Below are 21,137 nucleotides of genomic sequence, written 5' to 3'. Positions count from 1 at the left end.
GGGCACCCGCCCGGCTCAGGAGCCGGCGAGCAGGTCGCGCAGGAGGGCCACCGTGTCGGCGTCGAGCTCGCGGCCCGTGCGGCGGCTCAGTGCGTCCAGGCGGTTGACGGCGCGCAGGAGTTGGTCCCGCGCGCCGGCCGAGGCGTAGGCGTAGAACAGGTCGCGGTGCAGCAGTTCGACGTCCGGGGCCACGGCCAGGCCCCGGAAGACGGCGGCCTCGGCGCTGCGGTGGTCGCCGTACTGCAGGCGGCGGGCGGCCAGTTCGTGCGCGGTGTCGACGATCGCCGCGATCATGTCCTGGCGCTCCGACTCCGCCCAGCCGTACGCGGCGGGCGGGGCCTCGGCGAACGGGGCGCCGCGCACCAGGGCCAGGGCGTGGGCGAGGGCCGCGTCGGCGGTGGCGCTGGTGCTGCGCATGCCGCGCCGGTAGAGGCTGCGGAACTCGTCCCAGTCGCAGGTGACGGCCGGGCTGAAGGCGTAGCCCTCGGTGGAGTCCATCGGCAGGAAGGGCAGGCCCTCGGGCGAGGTGCCGAACCAGCCTGCCAGGTCGGCGAGTTTGGCCGGCAGCGGGCTTCCGGCCCCCGCGACGGTGGTGGGGTGCGGGTCGAGGTGGGCGGCGCCGGGGTGGAGGTCGTGGTCCAGGCCGACGTGGTCGGCGCCGGGGCGCAGCGCCAGGTAGACGGCGAGTTCGGTGAGCGAGAGGAGCGCTCCCGGCTCGGCGCTGCCCCGCAGGCCGGACACGTCGACGGGGCCGAGCAGGCGGATGCGCGGGGCGTTGCGGGTGGCGTGCGCCTCCGGGGAGCGGAGTATGGCCAGCAGGTCGTCGCTGTCGCTGCGTCCGGGGGTGGTGCGGGCGACGGGGGCGACGGCGGCAGGGCCGGGCTCCGGGCCGAGCTCCGGACCGGGCTCCGGTTCGAGGGAAGGGGAGACGGCGGGAACGGGCTCGGCGGGCCGCACCGGCTGAACGACGGGCACGGCCGCCGGGGCAGCGGCGGCGACGGGCTCCTCGACCGGGGACTCGACCGCCTCCGCCGCCTCGGGCGCCGACGGGGCCTCGGGCAGCCGCAGGCCCAGGGTGGTCTCGTCGGCCTCCGTCGCGGCCTGGCGGCCCTGGCCGTTGACGGCGTAGCGGGCGGGCCCGGCGGGAGTCGCCTCGGGCGCCGGCGGCGCGGGCACTCCCACAGCTGCTCCGGGAACCCCAGGTGCACCGGCCGCGCCAGGCGCCCCGCCCACTCCGGGCACCCCGGCCGCCCCGGGCGCGACCTGCGTGGACGCCTTCGTCAGCACCGGGGCGGGCGCGAGCGGGTCGGTGCCGGCGAACGGGCTGGCGCCGGTGCCGATGACCCGGGCGAGCATCCTCGGCCCGGCGGCCGGGCCCGACTCCCCGTCGATCGCCGAGACCGCCGCACCGGCCGGGCCCGCCCCGACGGCCGCCAGCACCGGTACGGCCCGTGGCAGTTCGGCGGTGTCGGTGTCCTGGTCGAGCCCTGGTCCGTCCAGGGTCCAGGCCGGGGCCGGGTACTGGGTGGTGTCCTCGGCGACCCTGAGCAGCTCGGCGACCTGCTCGTACTGGTGCCCGTCGAGCCGCTGGAGCTCGACGGTCAGGTGCAGTCCGGGGATGGTGGCCTGGCCGGTGGTCGGCAGGGTCCAGCGGGCGACCGGACCCGTGCCGCGCTCGGGGGCGCGGGTGATGACGGCCACGCAGGTGCGCGGGCGGGCGTCGAGGAGGCGGCCGAGCTCGGCGGGCAGCTCGCCGCCGGGCTGGTGGGCGCACAGGACGATCTCCGGCGTCCACGCCTCGTCGGCCTGGCCCCGACTGCGGGCCTCGCGCGGGCTTGCGGCGTCGGCGGCGACGAGGGTCGCCCGGGCCTTGGCGGTGCGCGGGCCGAGGGCGGCGAGCGCGGCCTCCAGGGTGGGGTGGCGGTGGACGCGTTCGGCGGCGGGGCCGCTGATCGGCACCTCCTCGGCGAGGTCGACGAGATGCAGGTGCAGCCGGTCGGCGAGCGGGCTGTGGGCCAGCTCGATGGCGAGGGTGCGCAGCACGTCCCGGGCGTCGTCGGGGTGGCCGGACAGGTGGAGCAGGCGGACGGCCTCCAGGTCGGCGAGCACCACCGAGCCGTCCGGCGCGGCGCCGAGGGTGACCAGCGCGGGGTAGGGCGCGGCGGTCTTGCGGGCCTGGGCGGCGCTGAGCAGGTCGGGCGCGTCGTCGCCGCACCACCAGACGTTGGCGGCGTGGGCGGCGCGGAACGGCGCGATGGGGGTGGCGGGGCCGGACAGGTGCAGTTCGACGGTGCCGGCGGGGGTGATCCGGGCGGCGACGATGGCGGGCAGGCGCTTGCCGCCGCGCACGGTGTTGCGGGCGAGGGTGCGCAGGGCGCGGTCGAGGAGGTCGAGGCTGACGCCGTCCTGGCGGGCACGCAGCTCGTTCTCGAAGGCGGCGGCCTCGGCCTCGGGCATGGCGATCCGGTGCCGGGGGCGGCGGGCGCGCAGCTGGGTGCCGCGCTTGTAGGCGACGGTGCCGATCATCATGGCGGCCAGCAGCACGCCGACGGTGGAGGCGGCGAGGGCGACGGTGTAGTCGTCGCTGGGCGCGGTCTCGGCGTGCGCGGCGGGCGCGGGGGCGGGCTTGTGCGCCGGTGCGGGCTGGGCGGGCGCGGCCTGCGAGGGCGCGGGGGCCGGGGCCTGCGTGGCGGGCGGCTGGGGCGCCTGCTGTTCCTGCGACGGCGCGGGCGCGGGCGTGGCCGGAGGCGCGGGCGCGGGCGTGGCCGGAGGCGCGGGCGTCGCCGGAGGGGCTGGCGTGGCGGCCCCCGGGACGGCGAGCACCATGCCCGGCGCCAGCACGTCCGGGTCGGTGAGCCGTTCCCCATCGGGCGCCTGCACGCCCTTGTTGGCCTCGTACAGCTTCGGCCACGCCTCCGCGTCCCCCAACTCCCGCTGGGCGATGGCGGAGAGGCTGTCGCCCTCCCGGACGGTCACCGTGGCGTGCCCGGCCGCCGCACCGCCCTCCGAGGGCGCGGGGGCCTGGGCGGGCGCGGGGGCCTGAGCGGGGTCGGCGGGCGCGGGCTGCGCGGGTGCTGGTGCCTTCGCCGCGTCCGGCTTGGCGTCCGCCGGCATCAGCAGCTCCCAGCCGGGCTGGATCGGCCGGTCCGCGTCGAAGCGGATTCCCGAACCGTCCATCACCCGGCCGTCGTTGAGCTTGGCGATCTCCACCCACCGCTCGCCCGAGCCGAGTTGGTGCTCGGCGATGGACCAGAGGCTGTCGGCGGGCCGGCTGTCGCGCACGGTGTAGGTGGGCTGCTGCTCGGCGGCGGGCGCCAGCGCGGGCGCCGAGTGGACGGCGGCGGGCAGTGCGGCGCGCGGCGCGGAGGCCGTCAACTGGGCCGGGGCGGCGGCGGAGTGGCCGAGCTCGGGGACGGCGGCGAACGCGGAGCCGGCCACCGGCAGCAGGGCGAGCACGGAGCCGACCAGCCCGGCGGCGATCCGCTGGCTCCAGCCGAAGGCGGGAATCCGCCGGGCGATCCGGCCGCGCAGCTGGGCGGGGATCTCCAGCAGGACGGACAGCGCGAAGCAGGCCCAGGCGAGCCAGCCGACGCCGACCAGCACCCACAGGAACAGCTGCCCGTCGTCGGCGCTGGTGAGCGCCTGGCCGACGCCGTTCGGCGCGACCTCGCCCATCCCGGCGACGGCCTGGGTGCCGTAGACCAGGAGTGCGGGCAGCCCGATCAGCAGGGCGAGCAGGGCGACCAGCGCGGCGAGCGCCGTCACCACCCCGGCGCCGCGCCCGCCGCCCGCCCGGCCCCGGCGGGCACCGCGATGGCCGGCGGGCGCCGCGGGCCCGCCCCTCGCGGTCCGGGCCCGGTCGTTGACACGCTGGTCGTCGACGCGCCGGTCATCGACGCGCTGGTCGTTGGCACGCCGGTCCCTGGCGCGCTGGTCCTTGGCACGTGGCGCGGCCATCAGTCGGTCTCCGCTTTCTCGACTCCGTGGACGAGGGTCGCACTGCCCTTGCCCGTTACCATCCGCTTTCCGAGCCCGGCCAGCAGCACCGGCTGGAAGGGCGCCTGCACCGTGACGGTGACGATCCTGCCGTCGTCCGAGAACGCGATGTCCCCGGCGCTGAGGCCCCCGCACACCGTCAGATAGGCGTTGGCCGCCTGGCGTACGTACTCCTGCTTGACCTTGACGCCCCGGCCCTGCAGCACCGCGGCCTGGTCCAGCTGTTGGCCGCCGACGCGGGCGGCCTCCTGGGCGCAGGCGTCCGTCCGTTCGGCGACGCGCAGCCGGCCGCCGACGTCGATCACCAGGGCGATGACGACCACCAGGCCGCCGGCGCACAGCGCCACGAACAGGGACACCGCGCCCCGGTCGCCCCGGCGGCGCCGCCGCAGCCGGGCGCGTGGGCGCCCCGCGCCGATCCCCACGGTCATCATGGTCATCCCGTCGACCCCATCCCGATCCCGCCCGCCACACCACGCCGTACCGTCCCACCGGCCCCCGCCGGCCCCCGCCGCGCGCCGCCCGGCACCGTTCCCGCCGTCCCCCGGGCGCTCTCCGCTTGCGTCTCCCCCGCCCGGGCGGTCCCCAATCCCCCCGCGCGGCCCGCGATCCGTCGCTCCACCGACGCCCCGCGCACCGTCACTGCCCCCGGTAGCGGTCCACCACGGAGGTGAACCGGCCCTCGAGGCGCTTGGTCACGCCCAGCCCGGTCGGCCCGCCGAGCAGATCGCTCAGTTCGACCTCGCACACCACGGTGACCGTCACCGTCGTGACGTTCCCGCCCGGCAGCACCAACTCACCGGTGGTGTAGTGCACTTCGCTGCTGCTGCACACCACGCCCTGCTGACTCAGCGTCGCCAGGGCCGACTCCCGGGCCGGCTTCTCCCGCGCCGCCGGGTCGCGCTGCAGCGAGGCCGTACGGGCGCCGGAGCGGGCCGCCGCCTCGACGGTGCCGGCCGCGGTCTGCACCCGCCCGGCGGCGACGGCCACCAGCACGAGGGCGACCACGCTCGGCGCGATCAGCGCGGCCTCGATCGCCAGCCCGCCGCCGTCCCTGCGCCTCAGCCGCCACCGGGGACGCCGCAGCCCCAGCCGCAGCCCCAGCCTCAGCCGCGCCCACCGCCCGCTCATCGCGTCACCACCGGAGGGATGAACCGCTCGCGCGGCGCCTCGGCGTACTGCCGGATGGTGGGCGCGTGCAGCCCGGGCAGCAGCAGCGGCGGGGTGACCTCCACCGTGACGCGGATGGTGTCGGGCGAACTGCCGTCCGTGAGCACGGAGTAGGAGTGGGCGCCCTGGCGCTCCAGGAAGTCCCCGGCCTGCCGGCGCGCCGCCTCGTTCTTGGCCTCGTCCGTCGCGTTCCCCTGCACCCGCCCGGCGTCCACGCCCTCGCGGGCGGCCGTCAGCGCCAACTGCCGTTCGTACCACCACAGGGACGCCTGGACGATCAGCAGCAGGAGGAAGAGGACGATCGGGAAGACGAAGGCCAGGCTCAGGCTCATCGACCCCCGGTCGCCGCGGCGGCGAGGACGGCGGATCACGACTTGGCGCCGCCTGCTGCGCCGCCCGCGGCGGCGCCACCGCCGCCGGGCATGTTCGGGTCCTGCTCGACCTTCTTGACCACCTTGTCCTTGAGCAGGTAGAGCGCGGCCGCGACGGCGCCCGCCACGAACACCAACGCGATGATGGCGAGGGCGAGTTCGATGCTGATGGCGCCGCGGTCGCCGCGCGCACGGGCGGCGCGCAGCCGGCCGAGGCGGAAGGTGAACAGCAGCAGCGCGAACTGCACCGGCAGCAGCAGCGGCCACAGGACGCTGCGCAGCGTCCTGGCGGCGGCCTGGTGGACGGTTCGGACGGTCATCGGGTCACTCCGGGGTCAGTTGAGCATCTGGTGGAGGGCGGGGAAGACGATCAGCACGGTCATCAGCAGGGTCAGCGCGGCCCCGGGGGCCACCATCCGCTCGCTGTCGGCGTTGGCCCGGGCGAGGTCCTCGGCGAGGAGTTCGCCGCGCAGCCCCTTGGCGCGGGCGCGCAGGGTGTCGTAGACGGCGGCGCCGTCGGTGCCGGAGATCCGCATGATGTCGGCCACGTCCTGGAGCGGGCTGAGCCCCAACTCCTCGGCGAGGGCGTCGAGTCCGGCCCAGGGAGGGAGGCGGTCGGTGGCCGCGCGCTCCAGGGCGTCGCGGATGCGCAGGAACACCACGCCCCGCCCGACGGAGGCCGCGCGGCGCAGCGCCTCGGCCGGTCCGCAGTCGGCGGCCCGTTCCATGGCGACGAGTTCGAGGTAGGCGGCGATGCCGTGCAGGTACTCGGTGCGCGCCTGCTTGGCCTCGCCGCGCACGATGGCGTCGGGGACGAACCAGAGCAGCCCGGCCAGCAGCGGGCCGACGACCAGCGGCAGGGCGAGGGAGAGGCCGAAGTCCATCATCGCGCCCAGCGCGCCCAGGTAGGCGGGCAGCACCAGGCCGAGGGCGGCGAACAGCAGCTTGTGCACCATGAACCGGGAGGGGCTGCGGCCGATCAGGGCGAGTTCGCGGCGCGGGACGCTGATCCCGCGGACCTCGAGGGTGCGCTCGCCGATCCGGTCGTACCAGCTCGGGCGGGCGTCCGGGTCCTCCGGCCGGTCGGCGGGGGTGCGGTGCAGCCGGTCCATGGCCTGGCGCAGGTCCGGTGGCGCGGGCCGCAGTTCGGAGATGAGCAGGGCGAGGCCCCCGGCGGCGACGGCGCCGGCCAGTACGGACCAGGGCGAGATCACCGGGCCTCCTCCATGTGCTCGGCGCCGTCCCCGGTGCGCACGCGCAGGCGGCGTCCGCTCTTGCTGCGGCGGTCCGGTACGAGCAGCCGGGGCACGGGCGGGTGGGAGGCCAGCGCCCGCATCCAGGCGATGATCGCGACGAACAGGGCGGCGACGACGGCGAGCACGACCTGGCCGAGGAAGGTGCCGTAGGGCCGGGTGTACTCGGTGTTGAACGAGCCGACCGTGACGACCAGCACGATGATGCCCACCAGCCAGCGGATGGTGGTGCGGTGCTTGGCCCGGTCGGCCTCGATGGCGCGGCGCTGGCGGACCTCCTCGCGCACCGAGTCGGCCATGTCGGACAGCGCCCGCGCCAGGCCGGGGCCGCTGTCCCCTGCGCGCAGCACGAGGGCGGCGAGCACCTTGTCGGCGGTGGCGTCGGCGACGCCGTCCGCGAAGGCGCGCAGCGCCTCCTCGGGCCGCCAGCGGGCCTGGAGGCGGGAGGCGAGTTCGCCGATCTCCTCCTCCAGGGCGGCGGGGGCGGTGCGGCGGCTGGTGACGATGGCCTGGTTGAGGCCGACGCCGAGCAGCAGCACGTCGGCGATGCGCTGGGTCCACTCGGACAGCGCCTCGAGACGCTCGATGCGGTGGGTGTCCGGGCGGGTGGTGTCGAAGAGCCAGGGCAGGCCGAAGACGCCGAGCGGCACCAGCAGCGCGGTCAGCGGGATGCCGGTGAACAGCCAGGCCAGCGGGGCGCCGACGAGGGCGACCGGCAGCTGGAGGCGGCGCAGCCGCACCATCCTGGGGTTGGCCGCGCCGGGGGCGCCGTACCAGAGGACGTGCAGGCGGGTCGCGAGCGGGTTGCGGTCCTCCTGCTCCTCGGGGACGGGCTCGCTGCCGCGGGCCCAGACGACGAGCGCGACGATCCCGGCCGTGACGGCGAGCCCGCACAGGGCGTAGAGCAGCATCATCGGGGGCCACCGCCGATCCGCAGCTGCAGCGGGGCGGCCCAACTGCCGTACCGGGAGCCGAGGAGCGAGGCGTCGAAGCCGGCGCGGCGCAGGTCGTCCAGGCACTGCGGCGGGGTGTGCGGGACGGCCCGGGGCTCGCCGTACTCGGGCCTGGGGCCGAAGACGGTGTTCAGCGCGGGGCGGCCGCTCTCGCCGAGGCCCGTGACCTCGAGGACGTGGGAGACGAAGCGGTGGCGACGGCCGCCTACGGCGGTCTCGTCGACCATGGTGACGTGCACGATGAGGTCCAGGGCGTTGGCGGTGAGCCGGTAGGCGAGGGCGTCGGTCATGTGCGAGCCGTACTCCAGGCAGAGTTCGGCGATGCGGTCGACGACCATGTGCGGCCCGCGGGCGTGCAGGGTGCACATCGAGCCGCCCTCGCCGTTGGTCATGACGCGCAGCATGGGGACGACCTCGCCGGAGCGGACCTCTCCGACGATGATCCGCGAGAGCGTCATCCGCAGGGCGGCGGGGATGAGGTCGCCGAGCGTCAACTCCCCTGCCAGGCGCCCGTCGACGCGTTCGCCGTTGCCCTCGCGGGCCTCCATGGGGACGACCTGGCGCAGGTGGCCGAGGGTGTGCAGCCAGAGCTCGAACTCCGACTCGAGGGTGCCGATCCGCTCGTCCGGCGGGATCTCGGCGGCCATGGCGCGCAGCAGGCTGGTCTTGCCGACGCCCTGGGTGCCGGTGATCATGACGTTCTTGCGGGCCCGGATGGCGGAGGCCAGGAAGGCGGCCAACGTGGCGTCCAGGGTGCCGAGTTCGACCATCTCGGGCAGGGTCGCGGAGGCGACCCGGTGGCGGCGGATGGCCACGTACGGGCGGGGCGTGACCTCGGTGAGCGCCTGGAGGCGCATGCCGCCCTCGAGGCGCAGGGCGAGGGTGGGGCTGGCGGTGGACAGGCTGCGTTCGCCGCCGCCGTGCTGGCGGGCGAGGTCCTGGAGGAGCTCGACGAGTTCGGCGTCGCTGTCGGCCACCGGCGGGACCTGGCGCAGGGGTTGGTGGACCTTGGAGACCCAGACGTCGTCGCAGCCGTTGATGAGGATGTTCTCGATCTCCGGGTCGTCCAGGTAGGGCTGGAGGCGGCCGGCCCGGAAGAGCAGGTCGAAGACGGCCTCGGAGAGGGCGCGGTCCTGGTCGCGGGTGGGCGGGATGCCGTGGGTCTGCGCGTAGGCGTCGGACCAGCGGGCGACGGCCTCCTCGATGAGGGCGCGGCCGCGCTGGCGGCGGGTGGCGCGGTCGGGTTCGGAGCCGGAGGCGGTGGTCAACCGGGCGATTTGCTGGTGGAGTTCGGCGGCGACCTGGCGCTTCAGCTCGCGGGCGACCTGCGGGTCGACGGCCGGTCGGGTGCCGGCGCCGCGCAGGTCGAGCGAGGGCAGCTGGGAGGGGACGGCCTCGGGTCGGCCCACGGCGGACGGGCTCACGGCCTGCTGGTTCACGGCCTGCTGGTTCACGACGGGCTGCGGCGCGGCGGGCTGCGGAGCCACCGGGCCCGGCCGGTACGGCTGTTGCGCGGCGGGCGCGGGCGCGGCGGCCGAGGCGGGCGCCGCCCAGGGCAGCGCGGCCGGGTCGGCGGAGGGGTGCTGGTGCAGGGGGCTACCGCGCACGGAGCACCTCCTCGGGGTCGTACGGCGGGTACTGCCCGTTCACGGAGTCCTGACGGCTCGTCACGACTGGTTGCTGGAACGGGTCGCGGCCCTCGGGGCCGCCCTGACCGGACTGGACGTGCGCCGGGAACGGCGCGGGCGCGGCCGGCTGCGGGGCCAGCCCGGCGAGTGGCGCCACCGGGCCGGTGGTGATCACCGGCGGGGTGTAGGAGGGCGGGCCGTAGGAATGCTGGGCGTAGGAGGGCTGGGCATAGGAGGGCGGTTCAGCCTGGCCGCCCGTCCCGTACGGCGACACCGGACCCGGCACGGGCACCGGCGACACAGGCATGGGCGAGGGCGGCGCGGGGGCGGGCGGCACGGGCATCGGCGCGGCGACCGGCCCGGGTATCGGCCCCGGCGCGGGGGCGGGGGCGGGGGCGGTGGCGGGCGAGCCCGCCGGCAGCGCCGCCGCGGTGGGCGCGAGCCGCTGGCGCCGACGGCGCACGAGCAGGTGCACCTCGTCCGCCGCCGAGCGAGCGGTGCGCATCAGCTCCGAGCGGACGAAGCGCCGGTCGGCGGTGTCCCCGCCGTCCGAGAGCACCCGGGCCGTCCGGACGGCGTGCGGCAGCACCCCGAGCACCGGCAGTCCGAACTCGCGGGAGACCTCCGCCCCCGGGTAGGGCCCCTCGGCGACCAGCAGCAGCCCGAGCGCGTCCGCCCCGGTGCCTCCCGCGGCGAGGTCCTCGGCGAGGGCGGCGAGCCGGGGCCGGGCCGAGCTGAGCCCGCGCAGGGTGGTACGCACGACGGCCGCCACCGCGTCGGCGCGGCGGGCCAGGACGGCGCTCGCCCCGGTGGTGCCGGAGCGCCCGAGGTCGACGATGACGTCGTAGCCCTGCGCCTCCAGCCCGTGCAGCAGTTCGGCGAGCGGCTCCCAGGTGTAGGCGAGGCCGGGGGCCTGGGCGGGGTCGGTGAGGCCGGGCAGCAGCAGGCGCCGGGCGTCGCCCTCGGGCGAGAGGTCGATCAGCTGCTCCCAGATGGTCTGGGCGAGCAGTCCGCGCCGGTCGGCGACGGCGAGGTTGCGCAGCCCGTACACGGCCTCGACGCGGCCCTCGAGGGCGCCGGCGAGCACCGCGCCGCCGTCCGGGTCGGCCTCGACCAGCAGGACGCGGCGGCCGGGCGGGAGCGGCCAGGCCAGCAGCAGGGCCAGGGCGGTGGTGGTCGCCCCGGGGGCGCCCGGGCCGCCGGCCACCGCGATCACGGCCATCAGGGGCCGCCCGTCGCGGCCGGGGGCTTCTGGGTCGCGGACGTCCCGGGCGCGGCGGTGCCGGTCGGGGCGGCACCGGTCGGGGCGGTGCCCGTGGGCGCAGCGGCAGGAGCGGTGGCGGCCCCGGTGGCGGCCGCGTCGCCCGTACCGGCCGCGCCCGCCCCGCCGGCCGTGGTGGCGCGCGGGGCCAGCAGCACCTGGATGCGTCCGGCGGCGACCCACTGGGCCAGCCGGGGCCCGTCCGCCGTGCCGACCGCGACGTCGATCACCTGGCTGCCGTCGGTGTCCACCCGCCCGACCGTGATGATCGTGGCGGGCAGCGAGTCGGCCCGCCCGGCGTCCGGGGTGTAGACCACGACGACCTGCATGCCGGGCTGGAGCCGGCCGGCGGGCAGCTGGGTGCGCTTGGCGGAGACGCCGACCACGATCTGCCCGGGCTGCACGCTGAGCCCCTGGGCGAGGTCGGCGCCGGTGAGCATGGCGCCGCGCTTGAGGTCGGTGGCCGCGCGCATGCCGACCACCCGGCCGCGGTCCTGGGCGGACAGCGGGTGCAGGGCCGGGTCCCCGGCGATGCGGGCGACCACCAGGTCGTCCTCGCTGATCACCTGCCCCCAGGGCACGTCCCGGGCGAGCGCGAGCACGGCCACGCGCTGGCCGGTGCTGTTGTAGAGGGCCGCGCCGCCGAGCCCGCCGGCGGCTATCAGCGCCACGGCCATCGCCAGCACCGCCGGTCGCCTGCGCCGGGCGCCCATCGCCCGGCCGGGGGCGTGGGGCGCGGTGCGGCCCTTGCGCCCACTGCCCTGCTCCTGCTGCTCGGGCACGGCCACGGACGCCGCGGCGCCCGCGGGTGCGCCGGTTCCCGGCGTCGCGAACGTACGGTTCTCCACCGGGTTCCGCCCCCTTCTTTCGTCGTCGCTGTTCGTCGTCGTTCGTCGTCGCTGGTCATCGCTGCTGGTCATCGCAGCTGGTTGATCGTCTGGTCCGGGTCGTCGCGGCCGCCTCCGGGCGGTCGTGGTCGAACCGCCCGGGCCGCCGGGTCAGTTGAGGACCTGCACCTCGGCCACCCTGAAGGTGAAGGCCCCGCTGTCCCGGTACAGGCCCCCGATGGTGAACTTCCTGGCCCCGGGCCCGGAGACGACCACGTCGGCCACCCAGGAGGTCCGCACCGAGGCGGCGAAGACCCCGTTCTTCCGGGCCCCCGAGCCGGTCTTGAACTCGGTCGGGCAGTCGGGGGACTTGGAGGCGCCGTACTTCGGGTCGTACGGCGTGCCGACGCCGTCGCACTCGACCTTCTGCCCGTCGAAGTCCCAGGTGACCTTCGCCAGGCGGGGCGTGACGGTGACGGAGGAGGCCCCGGCGCTGGCGGTCTTCGGCGCGGGCGTGCCCGAGTTCTCGACCCAGAGCCAGACCGGGCTGTTCACCACGGCCGTCTCCTTGGGCGCGAGGCCGGGGACGGGGTCGGGGAAGTGGATCTTGTGATAGACGAGGTCGCGGGCGACGTCCTCCGGGGAGACGACCTTCGGCGCCTTGGCCGCGTCCACGAACCTGACCGCCGGGTCCTGGTAGCCGCCGTTCTCGCCGAGGCAGATGACGGTGTAGACCGAGCCGTCGGCGTTGGTGTGCCCGTCCCAGACCCGGTCGCTCGGCGACGGCTGGGTGTCCAGCACCCGGTAGTAGCAGCCGTCGCCGCTGTCGAACCAGCCCCGTTCGGGGTCGTGGCACGGCCACTCGACGTTGTGGTAGCTGCACACCGGCACGCCGCCGCCCCCTCCCCCTCCGCCGCCACCCGGCTGGGTGGAGCCGGGGCCCGGGGTCCTGGTGCCGCCGTCGGCCCATTCGCAGATCAGATTCGGAAAGCACCTGTCGGCGCCGGCGTCCCCCGGGTCGTCCGCCATCGCCGGGACCGCCTGGGAGATCAGCAGTCCGGCGGACAGCGATGCGACGACCACCAACCGTGCGCCGGGTTTGCGTGAATTCAGCATGTCCGGCCCGCCTCTCGCTTGAAGTCGTAGATCAGCCAGTGCTCCTGGAACCTGTGCAGGGACGCCGTCGCGACGTACCGGCGCAGCGCTCCACTCGGTTCCCGTACGGCCTTGCTCGCGGCGTCGACCCGATGCCAGCCCGAAACGTCGACGCAGTCCTCGATCACGGCGGTCTGCGGATCGGATTTCAGGTCGACGGAGGTGACCACCGGGGAATTGCGCGGCGTTCCGGTCATGACCATTTTGGCGTCGCGGAGTTGACGCAGTCCCACCAGTGTGTCCGTCAGCGCCCGTCCGGAGGAGTACGCCTCCAGGGCGATCCCGTCCGAATCCGTGCTGCCGAAGGCGTCGGCCTGAGCCTTCCACCAGTCCTGATAGGTGCTCAGGGCAAGTCTGGACATGGCGCCTTCCGGACCGTCGGTGGGCGCCGTGGTGCCGGGCCGCGAACCACCCGAAGGAGTGAGCGGGTTCACGCCCGCAACGGTCGGCGCACCCGTCCCGAGACGATCGGCCGACCCTTCGGAACCACCGCTCGCGCACGCACCGAGCAGTAACACCAGAATCGCCCCACCGACCCCAATCGCCCCAGGGCGCAACACATTTCCGCGCTGCCGCATCGCCCCACCTCGTCGCGACCGAACCGATCCGTGAGTCACGGCCGCCTCAGGAATTCCGTCGTCCCGCCGGAGTTTCCGCCGGGGATCGATTCTTCGCCAACCCACCCCGACACGGCAACACCTCAGGCCCCCTGACCTTACGCGGAAGGCGGTTCGGTCGGGGCACTTTCCCGCCACAGGACGGCCAACAGTTCTTCGGAAAGCGACAATCCGGCCAATGCGCCCCGAACGGCGGCCCGATTGCGCATCAACAGGCGCCCGCCGTGCGGCGGAACGAGCAGGCGTGCGCCGGGCGCGGCGGAGGGCCGGGAGCCGTCGAGCAGGGCGGCCACGGCGGGCTGGAGGTCCAGCGGGGCGACGGCGGCGGGGGCGCCCGGGACGCCGTGGCGAAGGACGGTGGCCAGGGAGTGGCTGAACGAGCCCTCGTCGCCCGGGAGTACGGCGTCCCGGCCGCGTCTGCCGGGGGTGAAGCGGCCGACTCTGCCCCACAGCGGCACCCTCGGGTAGCTGAGCAGTTCGCCCGCGCCGTCCTCACCGCCGCCGCGTTCCAGCGCCGCCCAGGTGTCCTTGTCGACGACGGCGTCGACGATCAGCAGCGTCTCCTCGTGGTCGCCGTGCACCATCGCGCTGACCACCCAGTCCCAGGCCAGGCCCCGCCGGTAGGCGTTGTCGCCGGTGCTGCCGGCGGTGACGAGGGCGAGGCGGCGCCCGCGCGGGTCGGCGACCAACTGCCCGACCAGGCACACCACCAGCCAGCGGCCGGGGTGTTGGGCGGTGTCGCGCACGGCGGTGAGCATCGCGTTGGCGTCCGCGTCGGGCGCGACGGTGCCGACGCGGCAGCCGGCCGCGCCGGTGTCGAAGAACATCCCGGGCAGCACCTCGGCGAGCTGCCGCGCGCCCTGCGGCGCGTGCGCCGAGCCCCCGAAGGCCCGGTCGGGCCCGCCGTCCGCCCCGATCACCACCAGATCGACCCCGCCCGCCATGCGTCCGCCCCCTCCTGCTCGTGCTCCGTACCGCGCCGGCTGCGCGGCCCCGGGGCCCGTACGTCCGCCGCCGGGCAGGCTACCGCCCACGGGCCCGGTCCGGGCGGCCGCCGGCGGGGCTCACGGCCCTTCCGCTCAGGGACCATGGGCCCTATCGGCGCGCCCGCCGCCCGGAGGACGATCGGACGCATGGAGCGTGAGGACCGCGTGGAGACCCTGAGCGAGGCGGAGTGCCTGCGGCTGCTCAGCACCGTGCCCGTAGGGCGCGTGGTGTACACCGAGCACGCGCTGCCGGCCGTGCTGCCGGTCTCGTTCGAGGTGCTGGACGGGCGGCTGGTGCTGGCCCTGCGCCGGGACTGCGGCACCGCGCGGGGCCTGGACGGCACGGTGGTGGCCTTCCAGGCCGACCTGCTGGACCCGGTCACCCGGACGGGCTGGAGCGTGCTGGTGCACGGGCGCGCCGACGTGCTGCGGGGCGCCGAGCAGGTGGAGCGGGTGCGGCGCAGCGGGCTGCGGCCGTGGGTGGGCGGGTCTTCGCCGGTGTTCGTCTCCCTGGTGCCGGAACTGGTCAGCGGCCGGCGGCTGTTCCCGGCCGGGCGCGGCGCCTCGGGGTGGACCGCGCTGCGGCCCTGAGCTGTCGCCCTGAACTGCGGCCCTGAGCTGCCGTTTTCCGTCCGCTCCTGACAGATACCGGCGGGTAGGCATACGCTTCCGGCGTCCTGGCCCCGCCCCGGGGCCCCTCCCCCTCCAGGAGCGCACCGTGACGAGCTTCGCCTCCCTCGCCGAGCTGACCGCCGCCGTCGGCACCGAACTGGGCACCAGCCGGTGGCACACGATCGAGCAGCGGCAGATCGACCTGTTCGCCGAGGCCACCGGGGACCACCAGTGGATCCACGTGGACCCCGAGCGGGCGAAGGAGAGCACCTTCGGCTCGACCATCGCGCACGGCTACCTGACCCAGTCGATGATCCCGGTGCTGGCGAAGGAGTGCTACAGCGTCGAGGGCGTGCGGATGGCGCTGAACTACGGCTCGGACAAGGTGCGCTTCCCCTCGCCGGTGCCGGTGGGCACGGCGATCCGGGCCACGGCCGAGCTGGTGTCGGCCACCGAGGTGCCGGGCGGGGTCCAGGCGGTGGTGCGCTTCACCATCACCAGCGAGGCGGGGGCCAAGCCGCACTGCGTCGCGGAGACGATCACCCGGTTCTACGCCTGAGCGCCTGAACTCCTGAGCGCCTGAGCTCCTCCTGCGGGCCCGCGTACGCCGTTCGGCCCGCGCCCGGGCCTCCACCGGGTCCGAACGGCGCACGGCGAGTAACCTCCGACGAGATGGTTGTCGTACCGCAGTGACCCGCTGGTCACCGCGGTACGCGCCCCGGCACGCCCGGTAGCCGTGACCGTCCTTGGAGGAGCCGTGCCCCGCCCCGCCCCCTGGTTCTCCCGCCTCGCCGGTCTGTCCGCCCTCTTCGTCCCCCCGGCCACCCCCGCCGCCGCCCGCGCCGTCCCCGGCCTCGCCGGACTGCCCCGCGCGGCCTGGCACCGCGTGCGCACCGACGCCTTCGGCGCCGAGCCCCGGGGCGAGCGACTGGCCCGCATCCGCCGCTCCCCCCAGTTTGCCGACGGCGCCTTCCGCAACCCGCTGCCCACCCGGCGCCTCGTGTACGAGCGCAGCCCGCTGGAGATCACCCGGGCCCAGCTGACCGGCGACAAGACCCGCCGCTCGCCCGCCGCCGCCGTGCCGGTGCACCGCCTCCTGCCCGCCGACCTCGCCGCCCCGCCCGCCTCCGGCCTGCGGCTGACCTGGCTCGGCCACGCCACCGTCCTCGCCGAGATCGGCGGGCGGCGGGTGCTGATCGACCCGGTCTGGGGCGAGCGCTGCTCCCCGTTCTCCTGGACGGGCCCCAAGCGGCTGCACCCGGTACCGCTGCCGCTGTCCGAACTCGGGCCGGTGGACGTGGTGGTGGTCTCCCACGACCACTACGACCACCTCGACATGGCGACGGTGAGGGCCCTGACCGCGACGGAGGCGGTGTTCGCCGTGCCGCTGGGGGTCGGGGCGCACCTGGAGCACTGGGGGGTGCCGGCCTCGCGGATCGTCGAGCTGGACTGGTGGGAGAGCGCCGAGGTCGCCGGGCTGACCCTCACCGCCACCCCGGCCCGCCACTACTGCTCGCGCGGGCCCCGCACCAGCCCGCTGTTCCTGTGGGCCTCCTGGGTGGTGGCCGGCGGCGGGCACCGGATCTTCCACAGCGGGGACACCGGGTACTTCCCCGGGTTCGCCGAGATCGGGCGGCGGCTGGGCCCCTTCGACGCGACGATGATGCAGGTCGGCGCGTACAGCCGGTTCTGGCCCGAGGTGCACATGACCCCGGAGGAGGGCGTCCGGGCCCACCTGGACGTGGGCGGCGACCTCCTGATGCCCATCCACTGGTGCACCTTCAACCTCGCCATGCACCCCTGGGAGGAGCCCGCGGAACGCGTGGTCGCCGCCGCCCAGGCGCTCGGCGCCCGCCTCGCCGTGCCCCGCCCCGGCAAGCCCTTCGAACCCGCCGCCCCGCCGGCCCTGCGCCTCTGGTGGCGCTCCGTCGCGGCGGCCGCCCCGGGCGGCGCCACGCCGGAGCCCGTGGCGGGCGGACAACAAACAGACGTCAGCGAACAGATTTCATCCTCTGCCCACTGACATCTGTTCGGTGTCTTCTGTTCGCTGGTTTCTGTTCGCTGGTTTCTGTTTGCTGTTATCTGTTCGCTGAACCCCGTCAGCTGTCCCCGAGGACGTCCCGGAGCGTACGGGCCGCCTTGACCGTCCGGCTGGAGCCCGCGCGGGCGGCGAGGGCCGTCACCTGCGCGATCGGCTCGCGGTCGGGGGTGCGGCGGGCGGTGTCGGCGGCGACGGCGAGGAGGTCGCCGAGGCCCCGGGGCGCCGGGTCGGCCGAGGCGAGCACGGCGGCAAGCTGGACGGGGAGGAACGCGGCGAGGACCGACCAGACCGTGCGGTGGGCCCCGGTCTCGGCGGCCAGGGCGAGGGAGACCGCGAGCCGGTTGGTCTTGACCGTCCCCAGCGCCGTCAGCTCGCCCAGTTCCCTCCCGAGCAGGCCCGCGTCCAGGTCCCCGCGGGCGGCGAGGACCAGCAGGGCGTCGACGGCGCCGGTGCGGTCCTCGGCCGTGGCCGAGCCCAGGCAGTACGCCAGCGCCAGGTGCACGGCCAGCCCGGCCGGGCCGCCCGCCTCGGCGAGCTGCGGCAGCAGCCGGCCGGGGCCGCGCTCGTCGCGGTCGGCTGCCGCGGCGAAGTGGTCGAGCCAACGGGCCGCCAGCTCCTCCCGGTGCCAGGGCAGCATCGCGGCCCAGTGGGCGACGGGCCGCCACGCCCAGTCGTAGTTCCGCTTGGCCCGGGCGACGCTGGGTTCGGTGGCCGCGAGCAGCTCCCGGAACTCGGCGGCGAGGCGCTTGGCCGCGCCCGCGCCGATCCCGGGCTGGGCGACGGCCACCCGCCGTACGTCCTCGAACCAGTGCTCGCCCGGGCGCAGGCTGCGCCCGGCCGCCCTGGCCGGCTCGAACAGCACCCGCTCGGACGGCTGGGCGGGCAGGCCCCCGCCGCGCAGCCACTGCGCGAGCTCCTGCCCGGCCGGGGAGGTGAGCGCCCCGGCCGCCCGCAGCACGGCCTCGTCGGCCGGCAGCGGACCGACCCTCAGCAGGGCGGCGCTCAGGTCGGCATGGCCCGGCGCCATGCCCGCCGACTCGTACCCGGCGAGCCGGGCGACCAGCGCGGCGGGGTCGAGCGCCCCGGAGGCGTCGGTCGGGGTGGCGAGCAGGTAGGGCGGCCGGGTGGCCGTGACCTGCCAGGCAGCCTCCTCCAGCCGGGCCGCCAGCGCGCTGCCGTGCACGGTGGCGTACGCCGTGCGCAGCGGGGAGCGCTTCCTGCCGCGCAGGGCGTCCCAGAGCCGGTGCGGCGGCGTCTCCCCCGCGATCGAGGCGACGACGTACAGCACGTCGCGGGGCGTGCAGTCGCCCCAGTGGCCGCCGCCGTTCCACGGGTGGGCGCGGCGGACGGGCTCCAGCGCGGCGAGCAGCCCCTCCCGGTCCAGGTGGGTCCGGCGGATCAGCCCGTCCAGCACCCGCTCGAAGACGGCCACCTCCGGCCGCTCCAGCGCGAGCAGTGCGGACAGCTCCTCGGCGAGCTCGGCCGCCGAGGCGACGGGCTCCCCGAGCGGGAGCGGCACGGGGACGGGCGGGAGCACCTCCTCGGTGTCCGCCGCGACGCCGCCGCCGACCGGGGCGCCGAACAGCTCGCCGGCCCGCGCGTGGTACGCGGGGCCGAGCAGTTCGGCGGCCTGCCGCAGCTCGGGCAGCACCGCCTCGCCGGCCGCCCTGAGCAGGCGGGCGACCAGGTTGAGCGCCCGCTCCTGCACACCCGCGTCCGGGTGCCCGAAGGCTTCGGCCGCGGCCAGCGCCGCGGGCCCGGCCCGTTCGGGCGAGCGCCGGGCGGCCTTCTCCAGCCAGCCCAGCTGGGCGCGCACCAGCTTCTTCTCCGTGCGGAACAGCACCACGGCGGAGGCTTCGACCAGCGCCTCGGGCTCGATCAGCCCGGCCTCGTCCAGCCCGATCAGCACCTCCTGGGCGTGCCCGGCGAGCACCGAGGGCCCGTCCAGCAGCGCCAGGACGTCCCGCACCCGCGCCGCGTACTCCTCGGGCGTGGGGGCGAGCGCGCTCAGCACGTCCAGGAACGCCTTCTGGTCGGGCGTCTTCCCGCCGCGCAGCAGCCGGGCCAGGCAGCGGTCGATCAGGGCGGCGCGGTCCAGGTCACCGCCGGCGGCCAGGCCGGCGATCGCCGTCGCCCAGGAGTCGCCCGGGCCCCCGTTCCGGTTGCGGGACAACTCGTGGGAGACGTCGGAGAGTTCGAACAGCTGCGGGACGAGGACCGGGGTGTACGGGTCGGCCCGCAGCCGCTCCGCGAGCGCCGTGCCCCGGCGGCACTCCTGGAAGCCCTGCTCCAGCCAGGCGCGGACGAAGGTCTCGCTCGTCGGCACCGGGCAGCCGGTGCGCTTCACCACGGAGTCGACGAGCGGGTAGTAGAGCCACCAGCCCCAGCGCGGGGAGGGCCGCTCGGCGAGCCGGGTGGCCACCTCGATCTGCCACTCGACGGGCTGCGCCTCCACCAGTTGCGCCAGCTCGCGGCTGCGCGCCCAGTCGCGGCCCGTGAAGTCGCTGCCGGACATCCAGGTGGCGGCGCCCGCCGGGCCGGTGTGGCAGCCGGCGCCGGCCACCAGCAGCGCGCCCGGGACGGCGATGTCCTCGCGGGACCACTGGTCGCGCAGTTCCTTGCGCAGCGCCTTGAGCCCGGGCAGGGCGGCGCGGCGCTGGGCCGCGTCCATCTTGCCGACCAGGACGGGTATCCAGGATGTCCGCCCGGCCCTGACGGCCGCGAGCAGCCGCTCGGCGCCCTCCTCGGCCTCCATCACGGACAGCACCGCCCCCGTCTCCCTGCCACCGCTCATGCCCGTGCGCCCTGCCCGTTCTTCTCGCTCTGCCCGATCGTGCCGTGCACGTTCTTCTCGTCCTGCCGCACCATCGCGACCGCCAGCGCGTGCTTGCACGGCCCGCGCCCGCCGCGGTACTTGGCCCACCACAGGCAGGTGCAGCCCACCCGCCCGTCCGCGCCCGTGCGCACCCGCTGGATGTGGTCGTCCACGGTGACCACGGCCGTGGCCCCGCCGTCCTCGAGGCGCACCGCGCCCGCCTCGACCAGGGCCCGGGCGGCCCGCAGCCGGGGGTTGGCCGCCTCGGCCCGCCCGGCCTCGTAGGGGAGCCGGCGGTGGAAGTAGGCGGCCTCGGCGGTGTCGTAGCCGATCTGCCCGGCGGTGCCGAGCCGGGTGAGGGCGGCCCGCACCCGGTCGACGCCGATCCCGCACTGCTCGGCGAGTTCGGCGATCTCGATCCTCGGCTCCCAGGCGAGCAGCACCGCGACCAGCTCGGCGTCCTGCTCGACGGTGTCCTTCGCCAGTGCGCCGAGCACCCCGCCCTCGCCGGAGAAGCCGCGGGAGGCGTCCGGGGAGAGGGTCAGGGTGAGCCGCATCCCGGGCAGCACCACCTCCCAGGCCGAGGCGGCGGGTGCGGAGGAGGCCGCCGGCCCGTACACCCGCAGGGCGAGCGCGTGCCGCAGCACCCGTTGCAGCGCCACCAGCCGCTCCGGGCCGGGCAGGCAGACGGCGCCGGGCACCGGGCGGGTGGTGGGCCGCAGCGTCCGCCCGGCCGGGACGACCCAGCTCGCGCCGGCCCGCCCGCCGCGCGGCAGCGAGCGCAGGAAGCGCACGGCCTCGGCGGCGGGCAGTTCGGCGCGCAGGTCGAAGCCGGAGGCGATCACCTGCGTCTCGGCGAAGCCGCGCAGCCAGCGCTCGGGCAGCGGCACCTTCTTCTCGACCAGCGGCCCGTCGAAGGTGGAGACCTCCAGCGCGTCCGGCCCGACGGCCAGGTGCAGGGGGTCGGAGGGGCCGATCCTGGTCAGCGCCTCGCGCAGCGGGTTGTTGACGTCCACGTTGGTGGTGCCGTGGCCGATCTCGTCGCCGTCGAGGCCCGCCCGGAGGACGTCGAGGCGGGCGTAGACGCCGCAGCAGCCGGAGAAGGACTCGAAGCGCAGCCGGTCCCCGTTGGCGGTGACCACCGGGTCGAGCGAGGCGCGCAGCTGCGGCTGGTAGTACCGGGCGGCGGCGACGTCCGCGACCGCGAGCAGCGCGGCCGCCGCCGGCGCGGGGTCGGCCAGGAAGCCCGCGAAGAACCGCGGATTGGCCGCCGCCCCGAGGGGGGTGGCGCCACCGGAGGTGGCCAGGTCGAGCCGCCGGCCGCCGGCGCCGTCCAGGACGGCCGACGGGCGCAGGTAGGCGTACGCGTGTGCGGATTGCGTCATGGCGAGCACGTTAGGTGAGGGGGCCGACATCCCACCCTGCCGACCCTTCGACTGAAACAGGTTCTAC

The 21,137-nt window shown here is 76.2% G+C and carries 18 protein-coding genes; 3 read left to right on the top strand and 15 right to left on the bottom strand.

The genetic code is table 11. The features are described 5' to 3' along the window. Positions 1 to 15 precede the first annotated feature (15 nt). From IH61_RS42660 to IH61_RS0107595, 13 genes are all read right to left on the bottom strand, one after another. Positions 16 to 3,957 carry a LysM peptidoglycan-binding domain-containing protein gene (locus IH61_RS42660; RefSeq protein ID WP_051836495.1) on the bottom strand — a complete coding sequence of 1,314 codons (3,942 nt, stop codon included), beginning with the start codon at positions 3,955 to 3,957 and terminating at the stop codon, positions 16 to 18. Beyond that, positions 3,957 to 4,436, bottom strand: coding sequence for a hypothetical protein (locus tag IH61_RS0107645; protein WP_051836493.1), 480 nt, complete (start codon positions 4,434 to 4,436; stop codon positions 3,957 to 3,959). Before IH61_RS0107645 ends, IH61_RS42660 begins: the two co-directional genes overlap by 1 nt. 199 nt (positions 4,437 to 4,635) lie before the next feature. Further along, on the bottom strand, positions 4,636 to 5,127 hold the full coding sequence (locus IH61_RS0107640; protein ID WP_051836491.1) for a TadE/TadG family type IV pilus assembly protein: 492 nt from the start codon (positions 5,125 to 5,127) through the stop codon (positions 4,636 to 4,638). After that, the gene (locus IH61_RS0107635) at positions 5,124 to 5,498 is read right to left on the bottom strand and encodes a TadE/TadG family type IV pilus assembly protein (RefSeq protein WP_051836489.1); all 375 of its coding nucleotides are present in this window, start codon (positions 5,496 to 5,498) and stop codon (positions 5,124 to 5,126) included. The genes IH61_RS0107640 and IH61_RS0107635 overlap by 4 nt, the downstream gene beginning before the upstream one ends. 35 nt (positions 5,499 to 5,533) lie before the next feature. Then, positions 5,534 to 5,857, bottom strand: a complete 324-nt coding sequence (locus IH61_RS40495; protein ID WP_037971892.1) for a hypothetical protein — start codon at positions 5,855 to 5,857, stop codon at positions 5,534 to 5,536. Positions 5,858 to 5,872: 15 nt separating this feature from the next. Continuing rightward, the gene (locus IH61_RS0107630; RefSeq protein WP_031066879.1) at positions 5,873 to 6,751 is read right to left on the bottom strand and encodes a hypothetical protein; all 879 of its coding nucleotides are present in this window, start codon (positions 6,749 to 6,751) and stop codon (positions 5,873 to 5,875) included. Next, a complete protein-coding gene (locus IH61_RS0107625; RefSeq protein WP_031066876.1) occupies positions 6,748 to 7,704 on the bottom strand; it encodes a type II secretion system F family protein in 957 nt (318 codons plus the stop codon). The genes IH61_RS0107630 and IH61_RS0107625 overlap by 4 nt, the downstream gene beginning before the upstream one ends. Further along, positions 7,701 to 9,350, bottom strand: a complete 1,650-nt coding sequence (locus IH61_RS0107620; protein ID WP_031066874.1) for a CpaF family protein — start codon at positions 9,348 to 9,350, stop codon at positions 7,701 to 7,703. Before IH61_RS0107620 ends, IH61_RS0107625 begins: the two co-directional genes overlap by 4 nt. Then, on the bottom strand, positions 9,340 to 10,593 hold the full coding sequence (locus tag IH61_RS47655; protein ID WP_063763157.1) for a hypothetical protein: 1,254 nt from the start codon (positions 10,591 to 10,593) through the stop codon (positions 9,340 to 9,342). Before IH61_RS47655 ends, IH61_RS0107620 begins: the two co-directional genes overlap by 11 nt. Next, positions 10,593 to 11,480, bottom strand: a complete 888-nt coding sequence (locus IH61_RS42655; protein WP_051836488.1) for an SAF domain-containing protein — start codon at positions 11,478 to 11,480, stop codon at positions 10,593 to 10,595. The genes IH61_RS47655 and IH61_RS42655 overlap by 1 nt, the downstream gene beginning before the upstream one ends. Before the next feature lie 150 nt (positions 11,481 to 11,630). Further along, positions 11,631 to 12,575 (bottom strand): hypothetical protein, encoded by a 945-nt coding sequence (locus tag IH61_RS42650; protein ID WP_158844766.1) that lies wholly within the window; start codon positions 12,573 to 12,575, stop codon positions 11,631 to 11,633. After that, positions 12,569 to 12,976 (bottom strand): hypothetical protein, encoded by a 408-nt coding sequence (locus tag IH61_RS42645; protein ID WP_051836485.1) that lies wholly within the window; start codon positions 12,974 to 12,976, stop codon positions 12,569 to 12,571. The genes IH61_RS42650 and IH61_RS42645 overlap by 7 nt, the downstream gene beginning before the upstream one ends. A gap of 353 nt (positions 12,977 to 13,329) precedes the next feature. Continuing rightward, the gene (locus IH61_RS0107595) at positions 13,330 to 14,175 is read right to left on the bottom strand and encodes a hypothetical protein (protein ID WP_031066859.1); all 846 of its coding nucleotides are present in this window, start codon (positions 14,173 to 14,175) and stop codon (positions 13,330 to 13,332) included. A 189-nt stretch (positions 14,176 to 14,364) separates the two neighbouring features. On the opposite strand from IH61_RS0107595, the gene IH61_RS0107590 reads away from it, so the two are divergent. From IH61_RS0107590 to IH61_RS0107580, 3 genes are all read left to right on the top strand, one after another. Further along, on the top strand, positions 14,365 to 14,808 hold the full coding sequence (locus IH61_RS0107590) for a pyridoxamine 5'-phosphate oxidase family protein (RefSeq protein ID WP_031066857.1): 444 nt from the start codon (positions 14,365 to 14,367) through the stop codon (positions 14,806 to 14,808). Between the two features lie 127 nt (positions 14,809 to 14,935). Further along, positions 14,936 to 15,388 (top strand): MaoC family dehydratase, encoded by a 453-nt coding sequence (locus tag IH61_RS0107585; protein WP_031066854.1) that lies wholly within the window; start codon positions 14,936 to 14,938, stop codon positions 15,386 to 15,388. A gap of 303 nt (positions 15,389 to 15,691) precedes the next feature. Further along, positions 15,692 to 16,852 (top strand): MBL fold metallo-hydrolase, encoded by a 1,161-nt coding sequence (locus tag IH61_RS0107580; protein ID WP_199823285.1) that lies wholly within the window; start codon positions 15,692 to 15,694, stop codon positions 16,850 to 16,852. Between the two features lie 76 nt (positions 16,853 to 16,928). On the opposite strand, the gene IH61_RS0107575 is transcribed toward IH61_RS0107580, so the two are convergent. Together IH61_RS0107575 and IH61_RS0107570 are read right to left on the bottom strand one after the other, a co-directional pair. Continuing rightward, positions 16,929 to 19,664 (bottom strand): DUF6493 family protein, encoded by a 2,736-nt coding sequence (locus IH61_RS0107575; protein ID WP_158844763.1) that lies wholly within the window; start codon positions 19,662 to 19,664, stop codon positions 16,929 to 16,931. After that, complete coding sequence (locus tag IH61_RS0107570) at positions 19,661 to 21,070, bottom strand: SWIM zinc finger family protein (protein WP_031066835.1); 1,410 nt, start codon at positions 21,068 to 21,070, stop codon at positions 19,661 to 19,663. Before IH61_RS0107570 ends, IH61_RS0107575 begins: the two co-directional genes overlap by 4 nt. Between the last annotated feature and the right edge of the window lie 67 nt (positions 21,071 to 21,137).

The sequence above is a fragment of the Streptomyces sp. NRRL WC-3742 genome (genome assembly GCF_000720635.1).
Lineage (GTDB): Bacteria > Actinomycetota > Actinomycetes > Streptomycetales > Streptomycetaceae > Kitasatospora.
This window is presented reverse-complemented; position numbering and strand designations above follow the sequence as displayed.